Origin of the sequence: Streptomyces ovatisporus (assembly GCF_042653885.1) — a bacterium.
GTDB lineage: Bacteria > Actinomycetota > Actinomycetes > Streptomycetales > Streptomycetaceae > Streptomyces > Streptomyces ovatisporus.
The window spans coordinates 552,272-573,640 of sequence record NZ_JBHSFH010000005.1 but is presented as its reverse complement, the minus strand read 5'-3'; the positions used below and the strand labels follow the sequence as shown (position 1 = coordinate 573,640).

The window sequence follows — 21,369 nt, the reverse complement described above, 5'->3', positions numbered from 1 at the left end:
GGGACCGTCCCGACGCACCGCAGGGCCTCTGGAGGCTGGCTCGCGGACGCTTCTGTCTCGTCAGCCGGACGGGAGCGCGTCCGGGGCGCCGGATCTCACTCGGAGAGCTCGATGTCGCTGCCGCGCACGGACAGTTCGATGCCGTCCTTCTTGGCCTCGACCCTTTCCAGCTCCAGCCCCGGCGGAAGTCCCGCTATCTTCCGGGCGAAGTCGATCCGCTCCCGGACGGCGCCCTCCAGACCGGGGATGCCGTCACCCGGCACCTCGTCGGCCTGCAGCTCCACGATGTCGCCCTTCGTGACGCTGACGGTGCTCGTGACGCTGCGCTCGAAGGTCTGGCCGAGCAGGGTGATACCGGCGGAGACCTTGACCCGGCCCTTGCCGTTCTCGTCCTTGCCGCCCCAGCCGACCCGTACTCCCTCGTGGGCGGCCTTGGTCAGTTCCTTGTAGGAGACGAAGGCGCTGCCGGTGGCCTCTTCGGCGACCGCGGAGGAGTAGTCGCTGCCGATACGGACCTTCTTCAGCTGCGCGTCGACGCGGCTGACGGTCAGATCGTCCTCGCCCGGTCCGGCCTTGATGCCGTTGAGCTCGGCGTCGATCTGCTCCAGCTCCCTGCCGGCGATCTGGGTGAGGAACGGGAAGCCCTTGATGTCGACCGAGGCCTCGGTCGAGGAGGAGACGCCCTCCGCACTCCTGATCCTCTCGGCCGCCTCGTCCTCGGCCAGCTTGACTGCGAGCCGGTCGGCGCCGGCGAACAGCACCGCGAGGACGAGAAGGACGAAGAGCCCCCTGCGTAGTGCGCGCATCTGCGATCTCCCCCATGTAGCGGCGGCGGTCGGCTCGGCCGGGTCTCCGTGCTGCGCAGACCCGCGGGCCGCGGGCAGCCCGGAGACCCCGGGATCACGGGTCTGCCGCGAGCCTAACCCGAGGGTTTTCTCAGACGAAGGCACGGCCGAACAGATAGACGGCTGGTGCTGCCAGGGTCAGCGGCAGTGCCACGCCCGCGGTCATGTGCACGAAGCGCGACGGATAGTCGTAGCTCGCCACCCGCAGACCGGTCAGCGCGCAGCCGCCGGCGGCCAGGCCCAGCAGTCCGCCCGCGGCGGCGGGACCCGCGGGACCGCCGGTCCCGCCCAGCCCGGTCAGCTGCCCGGCCGCGATCCCCGCCCCCGCGGCGGCGAGCAGCGCCACCGCGGGCGAGACCCAGGGCGGCAGCGGGAGCGTACGGGCGAGGACGGCGACGGCAACGGCGGCGCAGCCGGCTGTGACGGCGTCCGCGGTGGCCGCGTCGAGCGAGGCGAGGAACCCGGCCGCCACGACTGTCAGGGCCGTCGCGGTGAAGGCGGCGGTCAGGGCGTAGAGGCGCTCGTCGGGGCCGGAGCCGTTGCGCAGATGGAGCGTGAGGGTGAGCAGGCACCAGACGCCGAGCGTCCCCAGTACGACGGCCGCTGCCTGCCCGCTCCAGGTCAGGAGCAGGCCGGCGTCGGTGGCCAGGCCCCCCAGGAAGGCGAGGGCGATGCCCTGCCGTGCCGGCCACATCCCGTTCAGCCGGAACCAGCCCGCGGCGGTCACGGCCTGGAGCAGCGCGACGGCCACCGCGAGCGGAACGGGCCCGAGCGGGGCGGCCCCGCCCACCAGCACGGCCAACGCGGCGGTCAGCGCCGCGGGTCGGAGGCCGGGGGCGATGAGCGGCGAGCTGTCCCCGCGGCGGGGGGCGCCGGGCCGCCCGGCGGCCGGTGCGCCCGTGGCGACCGGGTGCGGCCCCGTGGTGGACGTCGCGCCGGCCGTCGTGCCGGGGGTCGTGCCGGGGGGAGCAGCGGCGGGCATCGGACCGGTCGTGGCGTCGGGCACGGCCGCCGGCATCGGGCCGGGTCCCGGGTGAGGACGCCCGTAACCCGTGTACTGCGTCTCGTACGGGTCCTCCGGACCGCGGTGCTTCGCCTTCTTGCCGTACGCACCGTGCTGCGGCTGCTCGCTCATGCGCTGCCTCCTGCGAACGGGGGGAGCACCTCGACGGTGCCGCCGTCGTGCAGCCGCACCGCTTGGTGTGCGCGCTTGCCCACGGGTTCGCCGTCCACGAGGAACGAGCAGCGCAGCAGTACGCGCGCGAAGTCGGGGCGTCCGCTGTGCCGTTCGCGGGCGCCGTCGAGAGCGCCGGCGAGGGTGTCGGCCTCGTACCGCTCCTCGGCGACCCCGGCGGCGGCCTTGGCCGCAGCCCAATAACGGATCGTGCCAGTCGCCATCCTGGTCCTGTCCCTCTCAGCCGTCCCGGTTGCGGGACCCATCATGCCGGGCCGCCGGCGGCCCGCTCCCACCGAGCGTCGACCCATTGTCCGATGCGGTGCAGGAGCCCGGGTCCGGCGGCGTTCTCGGCGTGACCGAAGCCCGGCACGATCCACAGGTCGGTGCTTGCGGGGTGGCCCGCCCCGGCGAGGGACTGCGGGTGGTCGAGGGGGAAGTACGGGTCCTGGTCGCCGTGCACGACGAGCAGCGGCGTGGGCGCGAGTGCCGGTGCGGCACCGACGGGTGAGAGGGGGACCGGGTCCCAGTCGTGGGGGTGGATGCGGGTGCGCAGTCCGTACCGGGAGACGAGGCGGCCCACGGGACGCTGGATCACCCAGTGCACCCGCCGCATGGGTGCGGTGCCGCGGTAGTACCAGCGGGCGGGTGCGCTGACGGCCACGACGGCGTCGGAGTGCGTACGGGCATACGGCTGGGTGGCATCCCCGGGGAAGTCTTCCAGCGGCTGCGCCGCCGTGCCGGGGTGTGCGCCTGTGCGCCGTTCGTGCGCCTCCGTGTGCTGAGCGTCGCTGCCGGGACGTTCGCCGAGGTACCCCTCCCGGCCGTCCCGGCGGTGCAGAGCCCCGTGCCGGACGACGACCGAGCCGCCCATGGAGAAGCCGACCGTCGCCACCCGCTCGTGTCCCAGCGACCGTGCCCAGGAGACCGCCTCGGCGAGGTCGAGGACCTCGCGGTCGCCGACCGTCGAGTGTCCGCCGGAGTTGCCGTGCCCGCGGAAGGAGAAGGTGATCACGGCGCCGTACTGCGTGAAGACCCGTGCCGCCCTGCGCAGCGCCGGCCGGTCCAGGGAACCGCTGAAGCCGTGTGCGACGACGATCGCGCACGGTCCCTGCGGCAGTCCACGGACGGCTGTCCCGTCGTCCCCGGTCACCGCGGGGCCCGCGTACGGGTCGTACGCGGCCTCGATCCGGACGCCGTCCGCCGTCCGCAGGGTCTCCCGGAGGGTCTCGCCCACGGGCCTTCCACCGCCGCGGTGTTCACGCTCTGTGCCTCTCGCGGCGGCTCCGGAGGCGCCCGGGGCAGAAGAGCGAGCGAACTCACACTCCGCTTCGTCACTCATGTCGGCTATTCTGCTGGAGTGAAGGACCCGGGCAGCGCCGCCCCTGGGTCCTTTTGTGCTTTCAGGAGCGCATCCGTACGAAGCAGTGCCGTGCCGTACCGAAGTCCCCGCGGGGACCTAGGAAGGACTTGACGTGAGTTCGCTACTCCTGCTGACGAACGCCCTCCAGCCCAGCACCGAAGTTCTGCCCGCCCTCGGACTGCTGCTGCACAACGTGCGCGTGGCACCCGCCGAAGGCCCGGCCCTCGTGGACACCCCGGGTGCGGATGTGATCCTCGTCGACGGCCGGCGCGACCTGCCGCAGGTGCGCTCCCTGTGCCGGCTGCTGCACTCCACAGGACCGGGCTGTCCGCTGGTCCTGATCGTCACCGAGGGCGGGCTCGCAGCCGTCACCGCCGACTGGGGCGTCGACGACGTGCTGCTCGACACCGCGGGCCCCGCCGAGGTCGAGGCGCGGCTGCGGCTGGCGACCGGCAGGCAGCAGGCAGGCTCCGAGGACGTTCCCACCGAGATCCGCAACGGTGATCTGTCGGTCGACGAGGCCACGTACAGCGCGAAGCTGAAGGGCCGGGTCCTCGACCTGACCTTCAAGGAGTTCGAGCTGCTGAAGTACCTGGCCCAGCACCCCGGCCGGGTGTTCACCCGGGCCCAGCTCCTCCAGGAGGTGTGGGGCTACGACTACTTCGGCGGCACCAGGACCGTGGACGTGCACGTGCGGCGGCTGCGGGCCAAGCTCGGCCCCGAGCACGAGTCGCTGATCGGAACCGTACGCAACGTCGGCTACCGCTTCGTCTCACCGGAGAAGGGCGAGAAGTCGGCGGAGGAGAAGAAGGCCGCCGCCGCGGCCCGCGCCGTCACCGATGCGGCAACCCGGGTCGCCCGCGAGGCAGTTGACGGATCCGCCACGGAGAGCGGTGGTTACGGACAGGAAGCCGCGGCCGTGGACGGCAACGTGCGGGGCGGTCGTACGCCCAACCGGTAGGGCCCTCAAACGGCGGATGCTTCCCGCGTAGACTGCCCGGGTGGCCAGGGTGACGCGGGACGATGTGGCAAGGCTGGCGGGTACGTCGACCGCGGTCGTCAGCTATGTGATCAACAACGGGCCGCGGCCTGTCGCACCGGCGACGCGTGAGCGCGTACTGGCCGCGATCAAGGAGCTGGGTTACCGGCCCGACCGCGTCGCGCAGGCCATGGCATCCCGCCGCACCGACCTGATAGGCCTGATCGTCCCGGACGCCCGGCAGCCGTTCTTCGCGGAGCTGGCCCACGCGGTCGAGCAGGCCGCCGCCGAGCGCGGGAAGATGGTGCTCGTCGGCAACTCCGACTACCTGGACGAGCGCGAAGTCCACTATCTGCGGGCGTTCCTCGGGATGCGGGTCTCCGGTCTGATCCTCATCAGCCAGGGCCCCAGCGAACACGCCGCCGTCGAGATCGACGCCTGGGACGCCCGCGTCGTGCTGCTGCACCGCCGTCCGGAAGCCATCGACGACGTCGCGGTGGTCCTGGACGACGTCGGCGGCGCGCAACTGGCCACGCGGCACCTGCTGGAGCACGGACACGAGTACGTGGCCTGCCTCGGCGGCATCGACTCCACGCCGGAGTCCGGCGACCCCGTGACCGATCACGTCGAGGGCTGGACCCGCGCGATGAAGGAGGCCGGGCGTTCCGTCGAGGGACGCCTCTTCCAGGCCCCCTACAACCGCTACGACACCTACAAGCTCGCCCTGGAGCTGCTGCAGTCCCCGGACAGGCCCACGGCCGTCTTCTGCTCGACGGACGACCAGGCCTTCGGCGTGATGCGCGCGGCACGCGAGCTGGGCATGGACGTGCCGCAGGACCTGGCGGTCGCCGGCTTCGACGACGTCAAGGAGGCGGGTCTGACGGACCCGCCGCTCACCACGGTGGGTTCCGACCGCGAAGGCATGGCGAAGGCCGCGGTCGACCTGGTGCTGGACGACTCGTTGCGGGTGACGGGGTCCAGGGGCCAGCGCGTGCGGCAGTTCCCCGCGGGGCTGGTCGTCCGCCGCTCGTGCGGGTGCGGGTCACCTCCGAAGCGCTGACGCTGACGGGAGGCCGACGGCCGGCTCACCGCAGTTCTCGGAGCCTTCTCAGCCGGGTCTCAGCTCCCTCTCATGGAACTGGGGGACGGTGAGCGCATGAGCGGACATCAGGGGTTCTCTTCTCACCCGGGGCATGAGCCGGCGCCCCTCCCCGGTCACCCCGGCAGCACGACGTCCTCCCCGTGGCCCACGTCGTATCCGCCCGTCCCTCCCGCACCGCCTGCCTCGTTCGTCCCCGCGGCTTCCACCGCCGGTTCCGGGCCGGGCGGCGCGCACGCGGGGAGACGGCGCGGCGCGGTACGGCTGCCGGTGGCGGCGCTGGCCGCACTGGTGCTGGGGGCTGCCGCGCTCGGCGGCGGCGCCGCCGTCGGCGTGCAGCAACTGCTCGGTGAGGACGGCAGCGGCAGCGCCGCCCACGCTCTCGCCGGCGGCGGCCACGCCGCCGCGGACGACGGGGGCACGGTCTCCTCGGTGGCGGAGAAGGTTGCGCCGAGCGTCGTGGAGATCGAGGCGTCCTCCGGCGGCGGCCGGTCCACGGGCTCCGGCGTGGTGATCTCCGAGGACGGCGAGATCCTGACCAACAACCATGTCGTCGCCGGTGCGGACAGCGTGCGGATCACCTTCCACGACGGCGGCACGGCGACCGCCGACGTCGTCGGCAGGGCAGCGGACCGTGACATGGCGCTGGTCGACGCCCGCGGCGGGAGCGGGTTCGAGCCGGCGGTGCTCGGCGACTCCGGCAAGGTCGGTGTGGGCGATCAGGTCGTGGCGATCGGCTCGCCCGCCGGGCTGTCGTCCACGGTCACGAGCGGCATCGTCTCCGCGAAGGACCGCGACGTGACCGTACGGAACGGAGGCGGGGGCAGCGCGGGCGGCGAGGCCGGGGAGGGGCACGGCGGCGGCGAGTGGCCCTTCGAGTCCGGCGGCGGGCAGGACCACGGCGACCCCGGTGCGGACACCACCACGTACAAGGCCATCCAGACGGACGCCCCCTTGAACCCCGGCAACTCCGGCGGAGCGCTCGCCACCCTGGACGGCCGGATCGTCGGCTTCAACTCCGCGACGTACGCCTCCGGTTCGGGCCCGGCGTCCGGGACGTCGGCTGAGGGCGGCGGCAGCGTGGGGCTGGGCTTCGCCGTGCCCGTGGACGCCGTCGAGGAAGTGCTCGACGATCTGCGCTCGGGCGCCGGAGGCAGCTGAACGTGAACGACGGAACCGACACCCCGTACTACTTCGCTGCGTACGCCCCCGCGGACGCCGGTGCCGATCCCGGCGCGGATCGCGGCCGGCCCACCGCGGCCGCGACCGTTACGGCGGACGCCGCCACCGATGGGAAGCTTGACCCCATGGTGGCTTGGAAGGTGCTGATCGTCGACGACGAGCCCGCCGTGCGGGACGCGCTGCGCCGCAGCCTCACCTTCGAGGGGTACGAGACGGCGCTGGCCGTCGACGGTCTGGACGCCCTGGAGAAGACCGCGGCGTACGAACCGGACCTGATCCTCCTCGACGTGCTCATGCCCCGCATGGACGGACTGACGGTCGCCCGGCGGCTGCGTGCCTCCGGCCGCCGCGTCCCGGTGCTGATGCTCACCGCCCGCGACACCGTCGGGGACCGGGTCACCGGCCTCGACGCAGGAGCCGACGACTACCTGGTCAAGCCGTTCGAACTGGACGAACTGCTCGCCCGCATCCGGGCGCTGCTGCGGCGCAACTCGTACGCCCAGGAGCACGGGAACGGAGCCGAGGGCGAGACCCTCACCGGCTCGGGCTCCCTCGCCTTCGCCGACCTGCGGATGGATCTGGGCACGCGGGACGTGACACGCGGCGGGCGGCACGTGGAGCTGACCCGCACCGAGTACACCCTGCTGGAGATGTTCCTCTCGCATCCCCGCCAGGTGCTGACCCGCGAGCAGATCCTCAAGGCCGTCTGGGGCTTCGACTTCGAGCCGTCGTCCAACTCCCTGGACGTGTACGTGATGTACCTGCGCCGCAAGACCGAGGCCGGGGGCGAGCCACGGCTGGTGCACACCGTGCGCGGCGTCGGCTACGTCCTCAAGGACGACGGGGCGTGAGGCTGCCGGACGCCGCGGCCCTGCGCCCCAGGCTCTCCCGCCCGCAGCTGCGCTCACGCCTGGCGCTGCTGGCCGCCGTCACGGTGGCGCTGGCCGTGGCCGCCTGCGCGACGGCCTGCTGGTTCCTCGTACGGGGTCAGCTGATCGGTTCGCTGGACGAGTCCCTGCGCAACAACAGCCGCGTCGACCCCAGCTTCATCGTCGGGCAGGTCAGGACCGGGCAGTGTTCGCCCGCCGACGAGCGGGCGCCGAACCCGTTCGACGCGACCGTCCAGGTCGTCGACCAGGACGGCAAGAGCTGCGTCATCGTCGGCAGCAAGGTGGAGGTCGCGCCCGGCGATGTCGACGTCGCCAAGCACACCCGCGCCGAGGCGGTGCACACCTCGCGCAGTCTGGACGGCTCCGGCACCGACTACCGCGTACTGACCAGCCAGGTCGAGGGCACCGACGTGGCGGTCTCCGTCGCCCGGCCGCTGACCGAGACGGACCGGTCGCTGCGCAATCTCGCACTGATTCTCGCGGCGGTGGGAGGAGCGGGCGTACTGGCCGCGGCGGGCGCCGGTGTCGCACTCGCACGCGCGGGGCTCCGCCCCGTCGACCGCCTCACCGGCGCCGTCGAGCACATCGCACGTACGGAGGACCTCGGGGTGCGCATCCCCGCCGAGGGGGACGACGAGATCGCCCGGCTGTCGCGGTCCTTCAACTCCATGACGGAGGCGCTCGCCTCCTCCCGCGAACTGCAGCAGCAGCTGATCGCCGACGCGGGGCACGAACTGCGCACACCCCTGACGTCGCTGCGTACGAACATCGAACTGCTCGTACGCAGCGACGAGACGGGACGCTCGCTGCCGGCCGAGGACCGCCGGGCGCTCCTGGAGTCGGTCAGGGCACAGATGAGCGAACTGGCCTCCCTCGTCGGGGACTTGCAGGAGCTCTCCCGGGAAGCCGCGCCCGGCGGCAGCCGGTTCGAGCCCGTCGCACTGCACGAGATCACCTACCGCGCAGTCGAGCGGGTGCGGCTGCGGCTGCGCAGCAAGGGCATCACGATCACGGCGCGGCGGGTGGAGCCGTGGTACGTGCAGGGGGAGCCGGCGGCCCTGGAGCGAGCCGTGGTCAACCTGCTGGACAACGCGGGCAAGTTCAGCCCCGAAGAGGGAACCGTCGACGTGGAACTGGCCGGGGGCACGCTGCGCGTACGCGACCGGGGACCGGGGGTCAGCGAGGACGAGCTGCCGTACGTCTTCGACCGCTTCTGGCGTTCGCCGTCCGCCCGGGCGCTGCCCGGCTCGGGTCTCGGCCTGTCCATCGTGGCCCGTACGGTCGAGCAGTCCGGCGGCGACGTGACCCTCCGGGCCGCCGAGGGCGAGGGCGGCGGGACCGAGGCGGTGATGAGTCTGCCGGGGACGCCGGAACCGCCGCCCGAGCCCGAGGAGCGGGAAGAGGCACCCTCGCAGAGCGACCGGCAGGACCGGCGCGCCGGTCCGTAGGCCCTGGTTTGACTTCAACTTAACTTCAAATTTGATCCTTGGTGCAGCCACCCGGCGACAGCACGTCCGTGCATCACCGTGCTTCCACTGCGTCCGAGGAGAGTCCCATGGAGAACACCAAGCCGCTGCGCCTCGCAGTCATCGTCGGCAGCGTTCGCGCGAACCGGTTCGGGCCGACCGTCTCCGGCTGGTTCGCCGGCGAGGCGGAGAAGTACGGCAGCTACGAAGTCGATCTCATCGACCTGGCCGAGGCCGAACACGAACTGCCCGTCGCCTTTCCCGACTTCGGTGCCGAGCTGCCTGCCGAGGTGGAGCGCGTGCGGGGCAACCTGGCGGGCCGGCTCGCCGCCGCCGACGCCTTCGTGATCGTCACCCCCGAGTACAACCACAGCTTTCCCGCGTCGCTGAAGAACGTCATCGACTGGTTCAACCGCGAATGGCACGCGAAGCCGGTCGGCTTCGTCTCCTACGGCGGCATGGCGGGGGGTCAGCGAGCGGTGGAGCAGCTGCGGCAGGTCTTCCCGGAACTGCACGCGGTCACCGTCCGGGCGACCCTCAGCTTCCACATGGCCTGGGAGCGCTTCGCCGAGGACGGCCGTCCGCGTGACGAGGAAGGGAGCAACGCGGCGGCGAAGGGCATGCTGCGGCAGCTGGAATGGTGGGGCCACGCGCTGCGGGACGCCCGTGCACGCAGCCCTTACAGCGCTGCCGCGTAGTCCGTCCCGCCGGGCCGCGCAGGTTCCCCCGCTTCGGCTCACGGGCTTCCGTGCCGCCCTCCGGCCGCCGCACCCCGGTGGCCGGGGGGTGGAGCGCCGCGCCGGTCTCGTAAGGTCATGTGCCATGAGCGACGTGGTGGTTGTGGACGAGGCGTCGGCCGAAGTCGTACGGGAGGCGCAGTCGCTGCTCGACGAGGCGGCCCGTACCGACGGACAGGCACCCCTGTCCGAACAGGGATGGCTTCAGCTGCGCGGCGGGCCCCGGCCGGGGGTGCGGCATCTGCTGCTGCGCGCCGACGGCCTGCTCGTGGGCTACGCGCAGCTGGAGGTCACCGACCCCGTGGAGCCGCCCACGGGTGAACTGGCCGTCCACCCCGCGCACCGGGGCCGCGGCCACGGGCGGCGGCTCGGCCAGGCCCTGCTCGACGAGTCCGGCAAGCGGCTGCGGGTGTGGGCCCACGGCGGGCACCCCGCGGCCCGGCACCTCGCACAGGCCCTGGGGCTCACCCTCTTCCGCGAACTGCGCCAGATGCGGCGCCCGTTGACCGGTGCCTCGACTCCCGCCCTGGCCGAGCCCGTCCTGCCCGAAGGCGTGACCGTCCGGACGTTCCGCCCCGGTGAGGACGACGCGGCATGGCTCGCGCTGAACGCCGCCGCCTTCGCGCACCACCCCGAGCAGGGCAGTCTCACTCAGCGCGACCTGGACGACCGCAAGGCGGAGCCCTGGTTCGACCCGGCGGGCTTCTTCCTCGCCGAGCAGGAAGGCGAACTCGTCGGATTCCACTGGACGAAGGTGCACAGTGCGCGGCAGCTCGGTGAGATCTACGTACTGGGCGTCGCCCCCGGCGCGCAGGGCAGCGGTCTCGGCAAGACGCTCACAGCGATCGGCCTGCGGCACCTGGAACGGGACAGGGGACTGCCCACGGCGATGCTCTACGTCGACGCGGACAACCTGGCCGCCGTCAGCGTCTACGAGCGGCTCGGGTTCAGCACGTACGAGACCGACCTGATGTACCGCACCGAGAGCTGAGCCGGCGCGGTCCCGCCGCCCTCCCGGTGGCGGGGCCCGCGGGCAAGGCCGCGTCCCGGTGGTGTGCCGCTCGCCTGAGCGCCATGTGCGCGTAACCATCGATTCAGACGCGCTTGCGAGCATCGCCGGATGCAGCAGTCTGCTCGTGACCTCGCCACCCGTACCGGAGTCGCCGGCAGGGGGAACAATGGAGTCATGAGCGAGCCCGTGTCACGTGCCGCATCACCCGTCCCCCACCCCTCACCGGCCGTACGCCCGCCGGGTCCGGACGCGGGCGGCACCGTCCCCGCTCTGGACCCGGACCTCGACGCCGACCCGGACGTCGTTCCGCCGTCCGCCGCGCCCGACGACCAGCCGGACGACCTCCCGCCGGACCGTTTCCTGGAGCGCGAGCGCAGCTGGCTCGCCTTCAACGAACGCGTCCTGGAGCTGGCCGAGGACCCCGGGCCTCCGCTGCTGGAACGGGCGAACTTCCTGGCGATCTTCGCCGGCAACCTCGACGAGTTCTTCATGGTCCGCGTCGCGGGCCTGAAGCGGCGCCTGGCGACCGGCGTCGCCACCCGCTCCGCGTCCGGACTCCAGCCGCGCGAGGTGCTGGAGGGGATCTGGACCCGTTCGCGGGAGCTCATGGCCCGGCACGCCCGCTGCTACCAGCAGGACATCGCCCCCGCCATGGCGGAAGAGGGGCTGCACCTCCTCCGGTGGCACCAGCTGACCGAGGACGAGCAGAGCCGGCTCTGCACGCTCTTCCGGCAGCAGATCTACCCCGTGCTGACCCCGCTCGCAGTCGATCCGGCGCACCCCTTCCCGTACATCTCGGGGCTCTCGCTCAACCTCGCCGTCGTCGTACGGAACCCGGTCACCCAGCACCAGCACTTCGCACGTGTGAAGGTTCCGCCGCTGCTCTCGCGCTTCCTCGAGGCGTCCCCGCACCGCTGGGTGCCCCTGGAGGACGTCATCGCCGCGCACCTCGAGGAACTCTTCCCCGGCATGGAGGTGCTGGGGCACCACATGTTCCGCGTGACGCGGAACGAGGACCTGGAGGTCGAGGAGGACGACGTCGAGAACCTCCTCCAGGCGCTGGAGAAGGAGCTGCTGCGCCGCCGCTTCGGCCCGCCGGTGCGCCTCGAGGTCGAGGAGTCGATCGATCCCTATGTGCTGGAGCTGCTGGTACGCGAGCTGAACGTCTCCGAGGCGGAGGTCTACCCGCTGCCGGGCCCGCTGGACCTGACAGGACTCTCCAAGGTCGTCACGGCGATGGACCGGCCGGACCTGAAGTACCCCAGGTTCGTGGCGGGCACGCACCGCGACCTCGCCCAGGTGGAGTCCGCACAGCCGCCCGACATCTTCGCCGCGCTGCGCGAACGGGACGTGCTGCTCCACCACCCCTACGACTCCTTCTCCACCTCCGTGCAGGCGTTCCTGGAGCAGGCCGCGACCGACCCGGACGTCCTTGCGATCAAGCAGACGCTGTACCGCACCTCGGGCGACTCACCGATCGTCGACGCCCTCATAGACGCCGCCGAGTCGGGCAAGCAGGTCCTGGTCCTCGTCGAGATCAAGGCACGCTTCGACGAGCAGGCCAACATCAAGTGGGCGCGCAAGCTGGAGGAGGCGGGATGCCACGTCGTGCACGGCCTCGTCGGGCTGAAGACGCACGGCAAGTTCTCGCTGGTGGTACGGCAGGAGGGCGACACGCTGCGCCGGTACGCCCACGTCGGCACCGGCAACTACCACCCCAAGACGGCGCGCACGTACGAGGATCTGGGCCTGCTGACCGCCGACCCGCAAGTGGGCGCGGACCTCTCCGACCTGTTCAACAGGCTGTCCGGCTACTCGCGCCGTGAGAGCTGGCGGCGGCTGCTGGTCGCGCCGAGCTCGCTGCGGGACGGCCTCGTCACCCGCGTCCACCGGGAGATCGCCCACCACCGGGCGGGCCGCCCCGCCCACGTGCGCTTCAAGGTCAACTCCATCGTCGACGAGGCGGTCGTCGACGCCCTCTACCGCGCTTCGCAGGCGGGGGTGCCCGTCGACCTGTGGGTGCGGGGGATCTGCGCGCTGCGTCCGGGTGTGCAGGGGCTGAGCGAGAACGTCAGGGTCCGCAGCGTCCTCGGCCGGTTCCTCGAACACTCCCGCGTGTTCGCCTTCGCGAACGGCGGGGACCCGGAGGTGTGGCTGGGCAGCGCCGACATGATGCACCGCAACCTGGACCGGCGCATCGAGGCCCTGGTGCGCGTCCCCGACCCGGCCCACCGCGCCACTCTCTGCGGGCTGCTGGAGAGGGGGACGGCGGACGGCACCGCCTCCTGGCACCTCGGCCCGGACGGCGAGTGGACGCGCCACGCACACGACGCGGACGGACAGCCGCTGAGCAACATCCAGGAGTCGCTGATCGAGAGCCGGAGACGCCGACGTGGCCCCGCGGCATGACGCACCGCCGCGTCCGGCCTTACGCCCGTCCCGTACGGGCGCGGGCGGGTGCGCGACGGCCGCTCGCGGCGGAGCACCCCACGGAGGAGAAAGCCCCATGACCGGACAGGGCCGAGGGCCGGGGCACGGCAGGACCGTCCTGCGACGCCGGCCCGCCGCTGTCGACTGCCTGTGACTGCCGATGCCTGCGACGAGTGAGCCACCGATGCCTCAGACACCCGCCACGCACCAGACACCCGTCCCACCGCGCACCGTCGGCGCAGCCCACCCGCACAGGCCCGCGGCGACGGGCCGTGCGACCGCGGCCCTTCCGCAGCCGGCGGGTCCCCGCCCTTCCGGGGGCGTCCCCGAGGACGCTCCCGGGAACGTACTGCCGCTGCTCCTCTCCCGTCCGGCCGACGTGACGGAGATCGACGCGGCGGAGGCGCTCACCGGCTATCTGAACGCGTGGGCCTCGGAGTTCCTGCGCAGCCTGCGCCGGCACGGGGAGAGCGTCGGCAGCGCCGAGACGGCGGGAACGGCCGCCGAGGCGGTGCGCAGGCTGCGTCAGGCGTCCCGCCGCCTCGGCGGGACGCTGCGCACGTACCGTCCCTTGCTCGACGCGGTCTGGGCGGACCGGCTCTGCGGTGAACTGCGCTGGCTGTCGGCCACGTTGTCCCGGGAGTACGAGCACGCGGCCAGGCTCGAACGGCTGCACGCGGCGCTGCACCGGCTCAGCGGCGAGGGCGAGGGCGAAGGTGAAGGCGGAGGCGGAGGGGAAGCCCTGGCCGGAGCCGCGGGTGCGGGCGCAGGTACAGGCGCGGGCAGTGCCGCGGGCAGCGCGTCCCGCGAGGGGGCCGCCGGTTCCCGGAGCGGCGCGGGTACGGGCCGGCACCGTACCGGCGGCCAGAGCTCGGCGGGGACGGGCTCGACGCTGCACGTGGGGACGGCCCGGGCGGGTGCTCTGCTGGAGAGGCAGCTCACTCTCGCCCGCAACCGCGCCCACTCGGCGGCTCTCCAGGCGCTCGTCTCGAACCGCTTCCACGCCGTCGCGGACGCCGTAGCCGTACTGGCCTCCGAGGTGCCGCTCGCGCCGGGCACGGCGCGGACCACGGCCGACGCGGCGCTCGTGCCGCCCGCGGACCAGGCGCGGGCCCGGCTCGTGCACGCCGTGTCCGAACTGCCGCTGCCGCTGCCGGAGGCGCCGTATCCCGTCGACCACGGGCCTCGGCCGGTCACCGCCAGGACGTCTCGGCTGCGGCAGGACGCGGCGTGGCACGAGGTGCGCCTGCTGCTGCGTCTGCACCGGTACGCGGAGGAGGTCCTGCTCACGGGCGTGAACCGGGCGGAGGAGACCCGGACGGGAACACGGGGCACGGCGGACGCCGGTGAGCCGGATGACGCCGTGGAGCAGCCGGACCCCGCGGCGGTGCAGGAGCCGGACCGCGCGGCGGTGCAGGCGCGGCTCGTCTCGGCGAGCGCCGCGCTGGAGGAGCACCGCGAGGCCGTCGAGGCCGCGGAAGCGGCTGCCGCCGCGGCACGCACGCCGCGCATCGCGCCCGCGACCGCTTACGCCCTCGGAGTGCTGCACGCGGACCAGCGCCAGGCGGCGGAGGCGGCCCGTCTCGCGTTCGGCGCGCTGTGGCGCCGGCCCGTCCGGCCCCTCCTGTGACGGGCTCCGGAGGGCGGCTGCGGGAAGGACCCTGCCTCCGTCCGTTGCTGCCGACGGGGCTGTGAGCTGCACAATCACCTGAGTTGAGTCTGTGGTTGTCAACTTTCCTTGGGTTGAGGTATATAAGAAAGCACAGGGCATCGCTCGGAAGCAGAAGCCATGGAGGGAGTGACTTGTGATGCTCATGCGTACCGATCCGTTCCGGGAGTTCGACCGCCTCACCCAGCAGGTCTTCGGAACCCAGAACCGTCCGGCAGGGATGCCGATGGAGGCATACCGGTCGGGTGACGAGTTCGTGATCCACTTCGATCTGCCGGGTGTCGCGCCGGAGAGCATCGATCTGGACGTGGAGCGGAACGTGCTCACCGTCCACGCGGAGCGCCGCTCACCCGCGCCCAAGGACGCGGAGCTGATCGCCGCCGAGCGGCCGGCAGGCAAGTTCAGCCGCCAGCTCTTCCTCGGCGACACACTGGACATCGAGCGCATCGACGCCGCCTACGACGCCGGCGTCCTGACCCTGCGCATCCCCGTCGCCGAACAGGCGAAGCCCCGCAAGATCCAGATCAGCGGCGGCGACTCGGCCGCGCAGCTCACCACGTAGCCACAGCGGTACCACCACCGGTCGGTCCCGTGGCGGCGGGCGGACGTGGAACGGCCCGCGACCGCCCTGCCGCACGTGAAGTCCGTCACGAGAGCGTTTCCTCGCCGGTCCCCGGGCCACTCGGCCCCGGGGCCGGCGATGTCCGGTTGCCGAATGGGAGGAACACACACATATGCGGTGGAGCGAACTCGTAAGCAGGGTCGGCGAGCACGGTCGTTACGAATCGGACGCCGAGGCCCGGCGCAAAGTCCGGATCGTGCTCTCCGAGCTGGGCGGCCACCTGGCCCCCGACGTACGGGCAGAGCTGGCGCAGCGCCTGCCCGCGCCGGCAGCCGAGGCGTTGACGTACCAGATGCCGGCGACGAGGGAGCTGACCGGCTCGCAGTTCGTGGAGTCCGTCTCCGGACGCATCGAGGGTTCGACACCGGCCACTGCCCGGTGGGACGTCAGTTCGGTGCTGTGCGTCCTGGCAGAGGTGTGCGGTGACCAGCTGACGGACCGGATACTCGCGGCCCTTCCGCCGGGTTACGCCCTGCTCTTCGGCCGCGGCGAACTGATGAGCGCCGCCTGACAGCCGCCCCGCTCACTGCTCGGCCGCAGGGTTCGACGGTTCGTCGGCTCGTCAGCCCGCCGGACAGTTCGGGACGCCGTCCGGCGGGCCGATGGCTGTCGAAGCGCACCGCAAGCCTTCCGTCCCGACGCACCGCCGGCCTCCGTCCCGCCGTCGTCGGGGTCAGCTCCCGCGCGGGGCGAGCGCCTCCCAGCCCACGGTGAGTTCGCCCTGGCGCCAGCGATGGGGTGAGCCTGTCACCGGCCAGTCGCCGGCCAGGGCCCGCGCAGCCCGTATCCAGCGCTGCCGGGCGCTGAAGGCGCCGTACGGCGCTGCCGCCGCCCAGGCGCGGTCGAAGTCCCGCAGGAAGGAGTGGACCGGCTCGCCGGGCACGTTCCGGTGGATCAGCGCCTTCGGCAGCCGCTCCGCCAGTTCGGACGGTGCGGCCAGCGAGCTCAGCCGGGCGGCGAAGGTCACCGAACGCGGTCCCTCCGGGCCGAGCGCGACCCACACATGCCGCCGTCCGATCTCGTCACACGTGCCGTCGATCAGGAGCCCGTCCGGTTCGAGGCGCGCGCAGAGGCGGGCCCACACCGCGGGGACCTCTTCCTCCCCGTACTGGCGCAGCACGTTCGCTGCCCGGATCAGCACCGGTCGTGCCCCGTCGGGGAGCGGCACCTCGAAACCGCCGCGCACGAACGTCAGCCCGTCCCGCTCGTAGGGCCGCGCGGCAGCGACCCGCTCCGGAGCGATCTCGACACCGACGACACGGGCACCGGCGTGCACGGTCCGCAGCCGCGTGAGCAGTTCGACGGCGGTCCAGGGGGCGGCACCGTAACCGAGGTCGACGGCCAGCGGCGGACGCGGGGAGCGGCGCAGCACGGGACCGTGCACGGCGGCGAGCCAGCGGTCCATGCGGCGCAGCCTGTTGGGGTTGGTGGTGCCGCGCGTCACGGTCCCGACGGGACGGTCAGGGGGACGGGCGGCCATTGCACGAGCGTACGGGGGCGCGGTGGCACGCGGGAGGGGCGGGCGGCTCCGGGCAGCGGGCCCGGCGGGCGGGGAGCCGGACGAGCGGCGTTGTCACGATTCGGCAAAACAGGAATGGGAGCCGGGGCCTCCGGTGTTTGCCACCCGGGGCCCCGATCGCGCAGGAACCACCGGCCGTACGAGGAGGCAATCGCCCGTGAGCCAGTACATAGCCCGGCTGGGCCAGCGGCGGACCTGGCTGCCGCAGCAGCAACGGCCGCGGCTCCGGTTCCACGGGCCCTTCCGCCGGCCCCGCAGGGTGGCCATGCTCAGCGTCCACACCTCACCGCTGCACCAGCCCGGCACGGGCGACGCGGGCGGGATGAACGTCTACATAGTCGAACTCGCGAAACAGCTGGCCGCCCACGGCACACAGGTGGAGATCTTCACGCGCGCCACCACGGCGACGCTGCCCCCCACCGTGGAACTGGCCCCGGGCGTGCTCGTGCGCCACATCGACGCCGGACCGTACGAGGGCCTGGCCAAGGAAGAACTGCCCGCGCAGCTCTGCGCGTTCACCCACGGCGTGATGCAGGCGTGGGCCGGACACCGCCCCGGGTACTACGACCTCGTCCACTCCCACTACTGGCTCTCGGGCCACGTCGGCTGGCTCGCCGCCCAGCGGTGGGGCGTCCCGCTGGTGAACGCCATGCACACCATGGCCAAGGTGAAGAACGCCGCGCTCGCGCAGGGCGACACCCCCGAACCGGCCGCCCGCGTGATCGGCGAGACGCAGATCGTACGGGCGGCGGACAGGCTCATCGCCAACACCGCCGAGGAGGCGGGCGAACTCGTCCGCCACTACGAAGCCGACCCCGCCCGTACGGCGGTGGTCCACCCGGGCGTGAACCTCGAGTGCTTCCGGCCCGCCGACGGACGTGCCGCCGCCCGCGCCCGGCTCGGTCTCCCGCAGGACGCGCTGATCCCGCTCTTCGCCGGACGGATACAACCCCTCAAGGCGCCCGACATCCTGCTGCGCGCCGTCGCCCTCCTCGTGGACGAGGACCCCGCGCTGCGCGGCAGGCTGGTGGTCCCCGTCGTGGGCGGGCCCAGCGGCAGCGGACTCGCCAAGCCCGAACGGCTGCACAAGCTCGCGGCGAAGCTCGGCATCTCGGACGTGGTGCGCTTCCACCCTCCGGTGGGGCAGGAGGAGTTGGCGGACTGGTACCGGGCGGCGAACGTGCTGGTCATGCCGTCCTACAGCGAGTCGTTCGGGCTGGTCGCGATCGAGGCGCAGGCGTGCGGCACGCCGGTGGTGGCCGCCTCGGTGGGCGGACTGCCGGTGGCCGTACGGGACGGGGTCAGCGGGTTCCTCGTCGAGGGACACGATCCGGGGGCGTACGCGAAGGCACTGCGGCACTTCGTCACGGACACGGAGCCAGGCACGGAGCCAGGCAGGGCGGCGGGCGCTGCCGGAGGTGCCGGGAACGGGGCGCCGGGCGCGGGCGGACTGACCGGCAGCATGGGCGAGGCCGCGGCACGGCACGCCGCCGGATTCGGCTGGGACGCCGCCGCGGCCGGCACCCTGGACGTCTACGCCGCCGCACTGCACGACCAGCGCCGTCGCCTACGATCTGCCCATGGCTGACGCGAAGAGTGCCGCAAGCTCCCGGACCGCGAGGGACGCCGTCGAGCAGGCGCTGCGTGAGGCGGAACTGGAGTGGGAGAACCCGTCCGAGGGCACGTACGTCGTCACGCTCCCCGGGACGCGCAAGCTCTCGACCACCTGCTCGCTCGCCGTCGGCAGGCACTCCCTCTCCGTCAACGCCTTCGTCGTCCGCTGCCCCGACGAGAACCACGCGGCGGTCCACCGCTGGCTGCTGGAGCGCAACACCCGCATGTACGGGGTGAGTTACGCCCTGGACAGGCTGGGTGACGTCTATCTGGCCGGACGGCTCCCGCTCGCCGCCGTCACCCCGGACGAGGTGGACCGGCTGCTGGGCGCGGTGCTGGAGAACGCCGACGGCTCCTTCAACACGCTGCTGGAGATGGGGTTCGCCACGGCCATCCGGCGCGAGTACGAGTGGCGTACCTCGCGCGGCGAACCGACCCGCAACCTCGACGCGTTCACGCACCTGACAGGCGGCGGGGCCGACCGCCGCGCCACCGGCTGAACCGGTTCCGGAAGCTCGCCGCCATCTCTCGCGGCACCACGCGTCGCCGGTCGACTGCGGCCGGGCGGAGACCACTCGACGGAGGCACCGGAACGCCCGGGACAGCGGCATCCCCCGGAGGTGCCGAGCGGCCCTGGTGCGCGACATGCGCACCGCCTGCACCTCCGGGGGAGCGCGGGTGAACGTCTTCAGCAGCTCCCGGCCGCGTGACGCCATCCGCTCATTCCGCGGAGGGCGTCACGGACCGGTCATCCGCCGAGACCCCACTCCGCCGTGATGTGGCTGCTGGAACAGATGCTGTCCAGGAAGTTCGCACCGGCCTTGCCGCACCCTTCGCCGGGCTTCACCGGCGTGCCGTGTGCCATGCCGTCGACGAGATAGCTGCGCACGACGACGTCACCGTTCCCGTCCTTGTAGTCGGACCGGGTCGTGCCGCCCGGCAGTGCCTCGGTGCCGTCGGCGTCCTGATCGGCGCCCAGCACGTTCGTCCACTGCTTCACCGACTCGGCCGCGTTCGCCGGGACCACCTTCGTGTCCGCCGTCCCGTGCCAGACCGAGACCTTGGGCCTGGCGCCCGAGTGGCCGGGGGCGGCCTCCCTGGCGATGTCGCCCCACTCGGCCGCCGACTTGCTGACCCCTGGGCTCATGCAACCCCAGGCTTCCGCCGCACTGTTCGCGCAGCCGTGCGGCAGCCCGGCTATCACGGCACCGCCCGCGAAGACGTCCGGGTAGGCCGCGAGCATCGACGACGTCATGCCGCCGCCGGCCGACAGCCCCGTGATGAAGACCTTCTTCGGGTCCGCCTTCAGGTCGGCGACGGTCTTGTCCACCATCTGTTTGATCGACAGCGCTTCGCCCTTGTCCCGTCCGACGTCACCGGGCTCGAACCAGTTGAAGCACTTCAGGCCGTTGTTGGTCTGACTCTGCTCTGCCGCGACCACGGAGAACTTGCCGGCGTCCGCGAACTTCTGCCAGCCGGCTCCCTCGAAGTACATCGGCGCGTCCTGGTTGCAGCCGTGCAGCGTCACAACGACGGGGCTGCCCTCGGGGAGTCCCTCGGGCGCGTAGCGGTACATGCCGAGGGCCCCGGGGTTGGAGCCGAAGTCCTCGACCTTCTCCAGACCGGCCGCCCGCGCACCCGTACCCGCGTCCGTACCCGCCCCCGGCGGTTCGGCGGACGCGGTCGCGCTGCCCAGTAACGTCAGCGCGAGCGTGGTCACGACGGTTGACAGCAGAGCGGCTCTGCGGCGTGTGGCTCTCATAGGCGCTCCTTCGTGGGGGGACTGCGTGGGGAAATCCCGTGGGGGATGCGACGACGGTAGGGGCCCGGCAGCGCGCGGCCGAACGTGTCGTACGTCCAGCTGTCCGGCTCCGCGAGTGTGGCCGGACCACATTGGGCCGCCCTGTGAGCCCGCCTAGCTTTGCGGCATGACCGAGCAGTTCACCCCTGGCCCCCACTCCGTCGCCCTCGACCTCACAGGGCGCACCGCCCTGGTGACCGGTGCCGCGAGCGGCATCGGCCGCGCATGCGCGCTGCGGCTGGCAGCCGCCGGAGCGAAGGTACGGGCGGTCGACCGGGACGCGGCAGGGCTCGACGCCCTCCAGGAGACCCAGCCCGGGGCCGCCACCCAGCCCTACCCCCTCGACCTCACCGACCCGGAAGGACTGGACGCCGCCGAACGCGCCGCCGCGGGCGCCGACATCCTCGTCAACGGCGCCGGCGTCCAACTGGTCCGCCCCATCGAGGAGTTCCCGCCCGACGGCTTCCACCGCCTGATCACCCTCATGCTGGAGGCGCCCTTCCGGCTCATCCGCGGCGCGCTGCCGCACATGTACGAGCAGGGCTGGGGCCGCGTCGTGAACATCTCCTCGGTGCACGGGCTGCGCGCCTCCGCGTACAAGTCGGCGTACGTCTCGGCGAAGCACGGGCTGGAGGGCCTCTCCAAGGTCACCGCTCTCGAGGGCGCCGAGCACGGGGTCACCTCGAACTGCGTCAGCCCCGCCTACGTCCGTACGCCGCTGGTCGAGCAGCAGATCGCCGACCAGGCGGCGGCCCACGGCATCTCGGCCGACCGGGTGGTCACGGAGATACTGCTCGCCGACTCCGCGCTGAAGCGGCTCCTCGAACCCGAGGAGGTCGCCGAGTCCGTCGCCTACCTCTGCACACCGGAGGCGTCCTTCATCACCGGTGCCTCTCTGCCGCTCGACGGTGCCTGGACCGCGCACTGAGGCCGCCTGCGAGTCCGTCCGCCGACGATCACTGTCACC

At 72.7% G+C, this 21,369-nt stretch carries 20 protein-coding genes; 14 read left to right on the top strand and 6 right to left on the bottom strand.

Going from position 1 to position 21,369, the window contains the following annotated elements:
- Positions 1–95: 95 nt before the first annotated feature.
- From ACFPA8_RS10920 to ACFPA8_RS10905, 4 genes are all read right to left on the bottom strand, one after another.
- Complete coding sequence (locus ACFPA8_RS10920; protein ID WP_386446008.1) at positions 96–806, bottom strand: LmeA family phospholipid-binding protein; 711 nt, start codon at positions 804–806, stop codon at positions 96–98.
- Positions 807–936: 130 nt separating this feature from the next.
- A complete protein-coding gene (locus ACFPA8_RS10915; protein WP_386446005.1) occupies positions 937–1,980 on the bottom strand; it encodes a hypothetical protein in 1,044 nt (347 codons plus the stop codon).
- On the bottom strand, positions 1,977–2,243 hold the full coding sequence (locus tag ACFPA8_RS10910; protein WP_386446003.1) for a MoaD/ThiS family protein: 267 nt from the start codon (positions 2,241–2,243) through the stop codon (positions 1,977–1,979). The genes ACFPA8_RS10915 and ACFPA8_RS10910 overlap by 4 nt, the downstream gene beginning before the upstream one ends.
- A 41-nt stretch (positions 2,244–2,284) precedes the next feature.
- A complete protein-coding gene (locus tag ACFPA8_RS10905) occupies positions 2,285–3,361 on the bottom strand; it encodes an alpha/beta hydrolase (protein WP_386446001.1) in 1,077 nt (358 codons plus the stop codon).
- Positions 3,362–3,494: 133 nt separating this feature from the next.
- Here ACFPA8_RS10905 and ACFPA8_RS10900 point away from each other — a divergent pair, with 133 nt between their 5' ends.
- From ACFPA8_RS10900 to ACFPA8_RS10850, 11 genes are all read left to right on the top strand, one after another.
- Entirely contained in the window at positions 3,495–4,343 is an 849-nt protein-coding gene (locus tag ACFPA8_RS10900; RefSeq protein WP_386445998.1) for a response regulator transcription factor, read from the top strand.
- A gap of 40 nt (positions 4,344–4,383) precedes the next feature.
- The gene (locus ACFPA8_RS10895; protein ID WP_386445995.1) at positions 4,384–5,421 is read left to right on the top strand and encodes a LacI family DNA-binding transcriptional regulator; all 1,038 of its coding nucleotides are present in this window, start codon (positions 4,384–4,386) and stop codon (positions 5,419–5,421) included.
- 96 nt (positions 5,422–5,517) lie between these two features.
- On the top strand, positions 5,518–6,621 hold the full coding sequence (locus ACFPA8_RS10890) for a S1C family serine protease (RefSeq protein ID WP_386445992.1): 1,104 nt from the start codon (positions 5,518–5,520) through the stop codon (positions 6,619–6,621).
- A gap of 146 nt (positions 6,622–6,767) precedes the next feature.
- A complete protein-coding gene (locus ACFPA8_RS10885; protein WP_386446311.1) occupies positions 6,768–7,493 on the top strand; it encodes a response regulator transcription factor in 726 nt (241 codons plus the stop codon).
- Positions 7,490–8,980, top strand: a complete 1,491-nt coding sequence (locus ACFPA8_RS10880) for a HAMP domain-containing sensor histidine kinase (protein WP_386445990.1) — start codon at positions 7,490–7,492, stop codon at positions 8,978–8,980. The genes ACFPA8_RS10885 and ACFPA8_RS10880 overlap by 4 nt, the downstream gene beginning before the upstream one ends.
- 107 nt (positions 8,981–9,087) lie before the next feature.
- Positions 9,088–9,696, top strand: coding sequence for an NADPH-dependent FMN reductase (locus ACFPA8_RS10875; protein ID WP_386445987.1), 609 nt, complete (start codon positions 9,088–9,090; stop codon positions 9,694–9,696).
- Between the two features lie 124 nt (positions 9,697–9,820).
- The gene (mshD, locus tag ACFPA8_RS10870) at positions 9,821–10,726 is read left to right on the top strand and encodes a mycothiol synthase (RefSeq protein ID WP_386445985.1); all 906 of its coding nucleotides are present in this window, start codon (positions 9,821–9,823) and stop codon (positions 10,724–10,726) included.
- A gap of 195 nt (positions 10,727–10,921) precedes the next feature.
- Complete coding sequence (locus ACFPA8_RS10865) at positions 10,922–13,156, top strand: RNA degradosome polyphosphate kinase (RefSeq protein ID WP_386445982.1); 2,235 nt, start codon at positions 10,922–10,924, stop codon at positions 13,154–13,156.
- Between the two features lie 205 nt (positions 13,157–13,361).
- Entirely contained in the window at positions 13,362–14,807 is a 1,446-nt protein-coding gene (locus tag ACFPA8_RS10860; protein ID WP_386445980.1) for a CHAD domain-containing protein, read from the top strand.
- A gap of 178 nt (positions 14,808–14,985) precedes the next feature.
- On the top strand, positions 14,986–15,408 hold the full coding sequence (locus ACFPA8_RS10855) for an Hsp20/alpha crystallin family protein (protein WP_386445977.1): 423 nt from the start codon (positions 14,986–14,988) through the stop codon (positions 15,406–15,408).
- Positions 15,409–15,580: 172 nt separating this feature from the next.
- The gene (locus ACFPA8_RS10850) at positions 15,581–15,979 is read left to right on the top strand and encodes a DUF2267 domain-containing protein (protein ID WP_386445975.1); all 399 of its coding nucleotides are present in this window, start codon (positions 15,581–15,583) and stop codon (positions 15,977–15,979) included.
- Between the two features lie 162 nt (positions 15,980–16,141).
- Here the strand turns inward: ACFPA8_RS10850 and ACFPA8_RS10845 are convergent, their stop codons facing one another.
- A complete protein-coding gene (locus ACFPA8_RS10845; RefSeq protein WP_386445972.1) occupies positions 16,142–16,948 on the bottom strand; it encodes a methyltransferase domain-containing protein in 807 nt (268 codons plus the stop codon).
- Positions 16,949–17,144: 196 nt separating this feature from the next.
- Here ACFPA8_RS10845 and mshA point away from each other — a divergent pair, with 196 nt between their 5' ends.
- Together mshA and ACFPA8_RS10835 are read left to right on the top strand one after the other, a co-directional pair.
- On the top strand, positions 17,145–18,575 hold the full coding sequence (mshA, locus tag ACFPA8_RS10840) for a D-inositol-3-phosphate glycosyltransferase (RefSeq protein WP_386445970.1): 1,431 nt from the start codon (positions 17,145–17,147) through the stop codon (positions 18,573–18,575).
- Positions 18,568–19,101, top strand: a complete 534-nt coding sequence (locus tag ACFPA8_RS10835; protein WP_386445968.1) for a type III secretion system chaperone family protein — start codon at positions 18,568–18,570, stop codon at positions 19,099–19,101. Before mshA ends, ACFPA8_RS10835 begins: the two co-directional genes overlap by 8 nt.
- Positions 19,102–19,349: 248 nt before the next feature.
- Here ACFPA8_RS10835 and ACFPA8_RS10830 read toward each other — a convergent pair whose 3' ends face one another.
- Entirely contained in the window at positions 19,350–20,363 is a 1,014-nt protein-coding gene (locus ACFPA8_RS10830) for an extracellular catalytic domain type 1 short-chain-length polyhydroxyalkanoate depolymerase (protein ID WP_386445966.1), read from the bottom strand.
- Positions 20,364–20,529: 166 nt separating this feature from the next.
- Between ACFPA8_RS10830 and ACFPA8_RS10825 the strand changes: the two genes are divergently transcribed.
- Positions 20,530–21,330, top strand: coding sequence for a 3-hydroxybutyrate dehydrogenase (locus tag ACFPA8_RS10825; protein ID WP_386445963.1), 801 nt, complete (start codon positions 20,530–20,532; stop codon positions 21,328–21,330).
- The last annotated feature ends 39 nt before the right edge of the window (positions 21,331–21,369 follow it).

Excerpts from the sequence above, each read along its gene's own strand:
- ACFPA8_RS10890 (WP_386445992.1), top strand. The coding sequence starts at position 5,518 with ATGAGCGGACATCAGGGGTTCTCTTCTCACCCGGGGCATGAGCCGGCG.
- ACFPA8_RS10865 (WP_386445982.1), top strand. The coding sequence starts at position 10,922 with ATGAGCGAGCCCGTGTCACGTGCCGCATCACCCGTCCCCCACCCCTCA.
- ACFPA8_RS10915 (WP_386446005.1), bottom strand. The coding sequence starts at position 1,980 with ATGAGCGAGCAGCCGCAGCACGGTGCGTACGGCAAGAAGGCGAAGCAC.
- ACFPA8_RS10830 (WP_386445966.1), bottom strand. The coding sequence starts at position 20,363 with ATGAGAGCCACACGCCGCAGAGCCGCTCTGCTGTCAACCGTCGTGACC.
- ACFPA8_RS10855 (WP_386445977.1), top strand. The coding sequence starts at position 14,986 with ATGCTCATGCGTACCGATCCGTTCCGGGAGTTCGACCGCCTCACCCAG.
- mshD (WP_386445985.1), top strand. The coding sequence starts at position 9,821 with ATGAGCGACGTGGTGGTTGTGGACGAGGCGTCGGCCGAAGTCGTACGG.
- ACFPA8_RS10860 (WP_386445980.1), top strand. The coding sequence starts at position 13,362 with ATGCCTCAGACACCCGCCACGCACCAGACACCCGTCCCACCGCGCACC.
- ACFPA8_RS10910 (WP_386446003.1), bottom strand. The coding sequence starts at position 2,243 with ATGGCGACTGGCACGATCCGTTATTGGGCTGCGGCCAAGGCCGCCGCC.
- ACFPA8_RS10885 (WP_386446311.1), top strand. The coding sequence starts at position 6,768 with ATGGTGGCTTGGAAGGTGCTGATCGTCGACGACGAGCCCGCCGTGCGG.
- ACFPA8_RS10875 (WP_386445987.1), top strand. The coding sequence starts at position 9,088 with ATGGAGAACACCAAGCCGCTGCGCCTCGCAGTCATCGTCGGCAGCGTT.
- ACFPA8_RS10835 (WP_386445968.1), top strand. The coding sequence starts at position 18,568 with ATGGCTGACGCGAAGAGTGCCGCAAGCTCCCGGACCGCGAGGGACGCC.
- ACFPA8_RS10905 (WP_386446001.1), bottom strand. The coding sequence starts at position 3,361 with ATGAGTGACGAAGCGGAGTGTGAGTTCGCTCGCTCTTCTGCCCCGGGC.
- ACFPA8_RS10850 (WP_386445975.1), top strand. The coding sequence starts at position 15,581 with ATGCGGTGGAGCGAACTCGTAAGCAGGGTCGGCGAGCACGGTCGTTAC.
- ACFPA8_RS10825 (WP_386445963.1), top strand. The coding sequence starts at position 20,530 with ATGACCGAGCAGTTCACCCCTGGCCCCCACTCCGTCGCCCTCGACCTC.
- ACFPA8_RS10920 (WP_386446008.1), bottom strand. The coding sequence starts at position 806 with ATGCGCGCACTACGCAGGGGGCTCTTCGTCCTTCTCGTCCTCGCGGTG.
- ACFPA8_RS10845 (WP_386445972.1), bottom strand. The coding sequence starts at position 16,948 with ATGGCCGCCCGTCCCCCTGACCGTCCCGTCGGGACCGTGACGCGCGGC.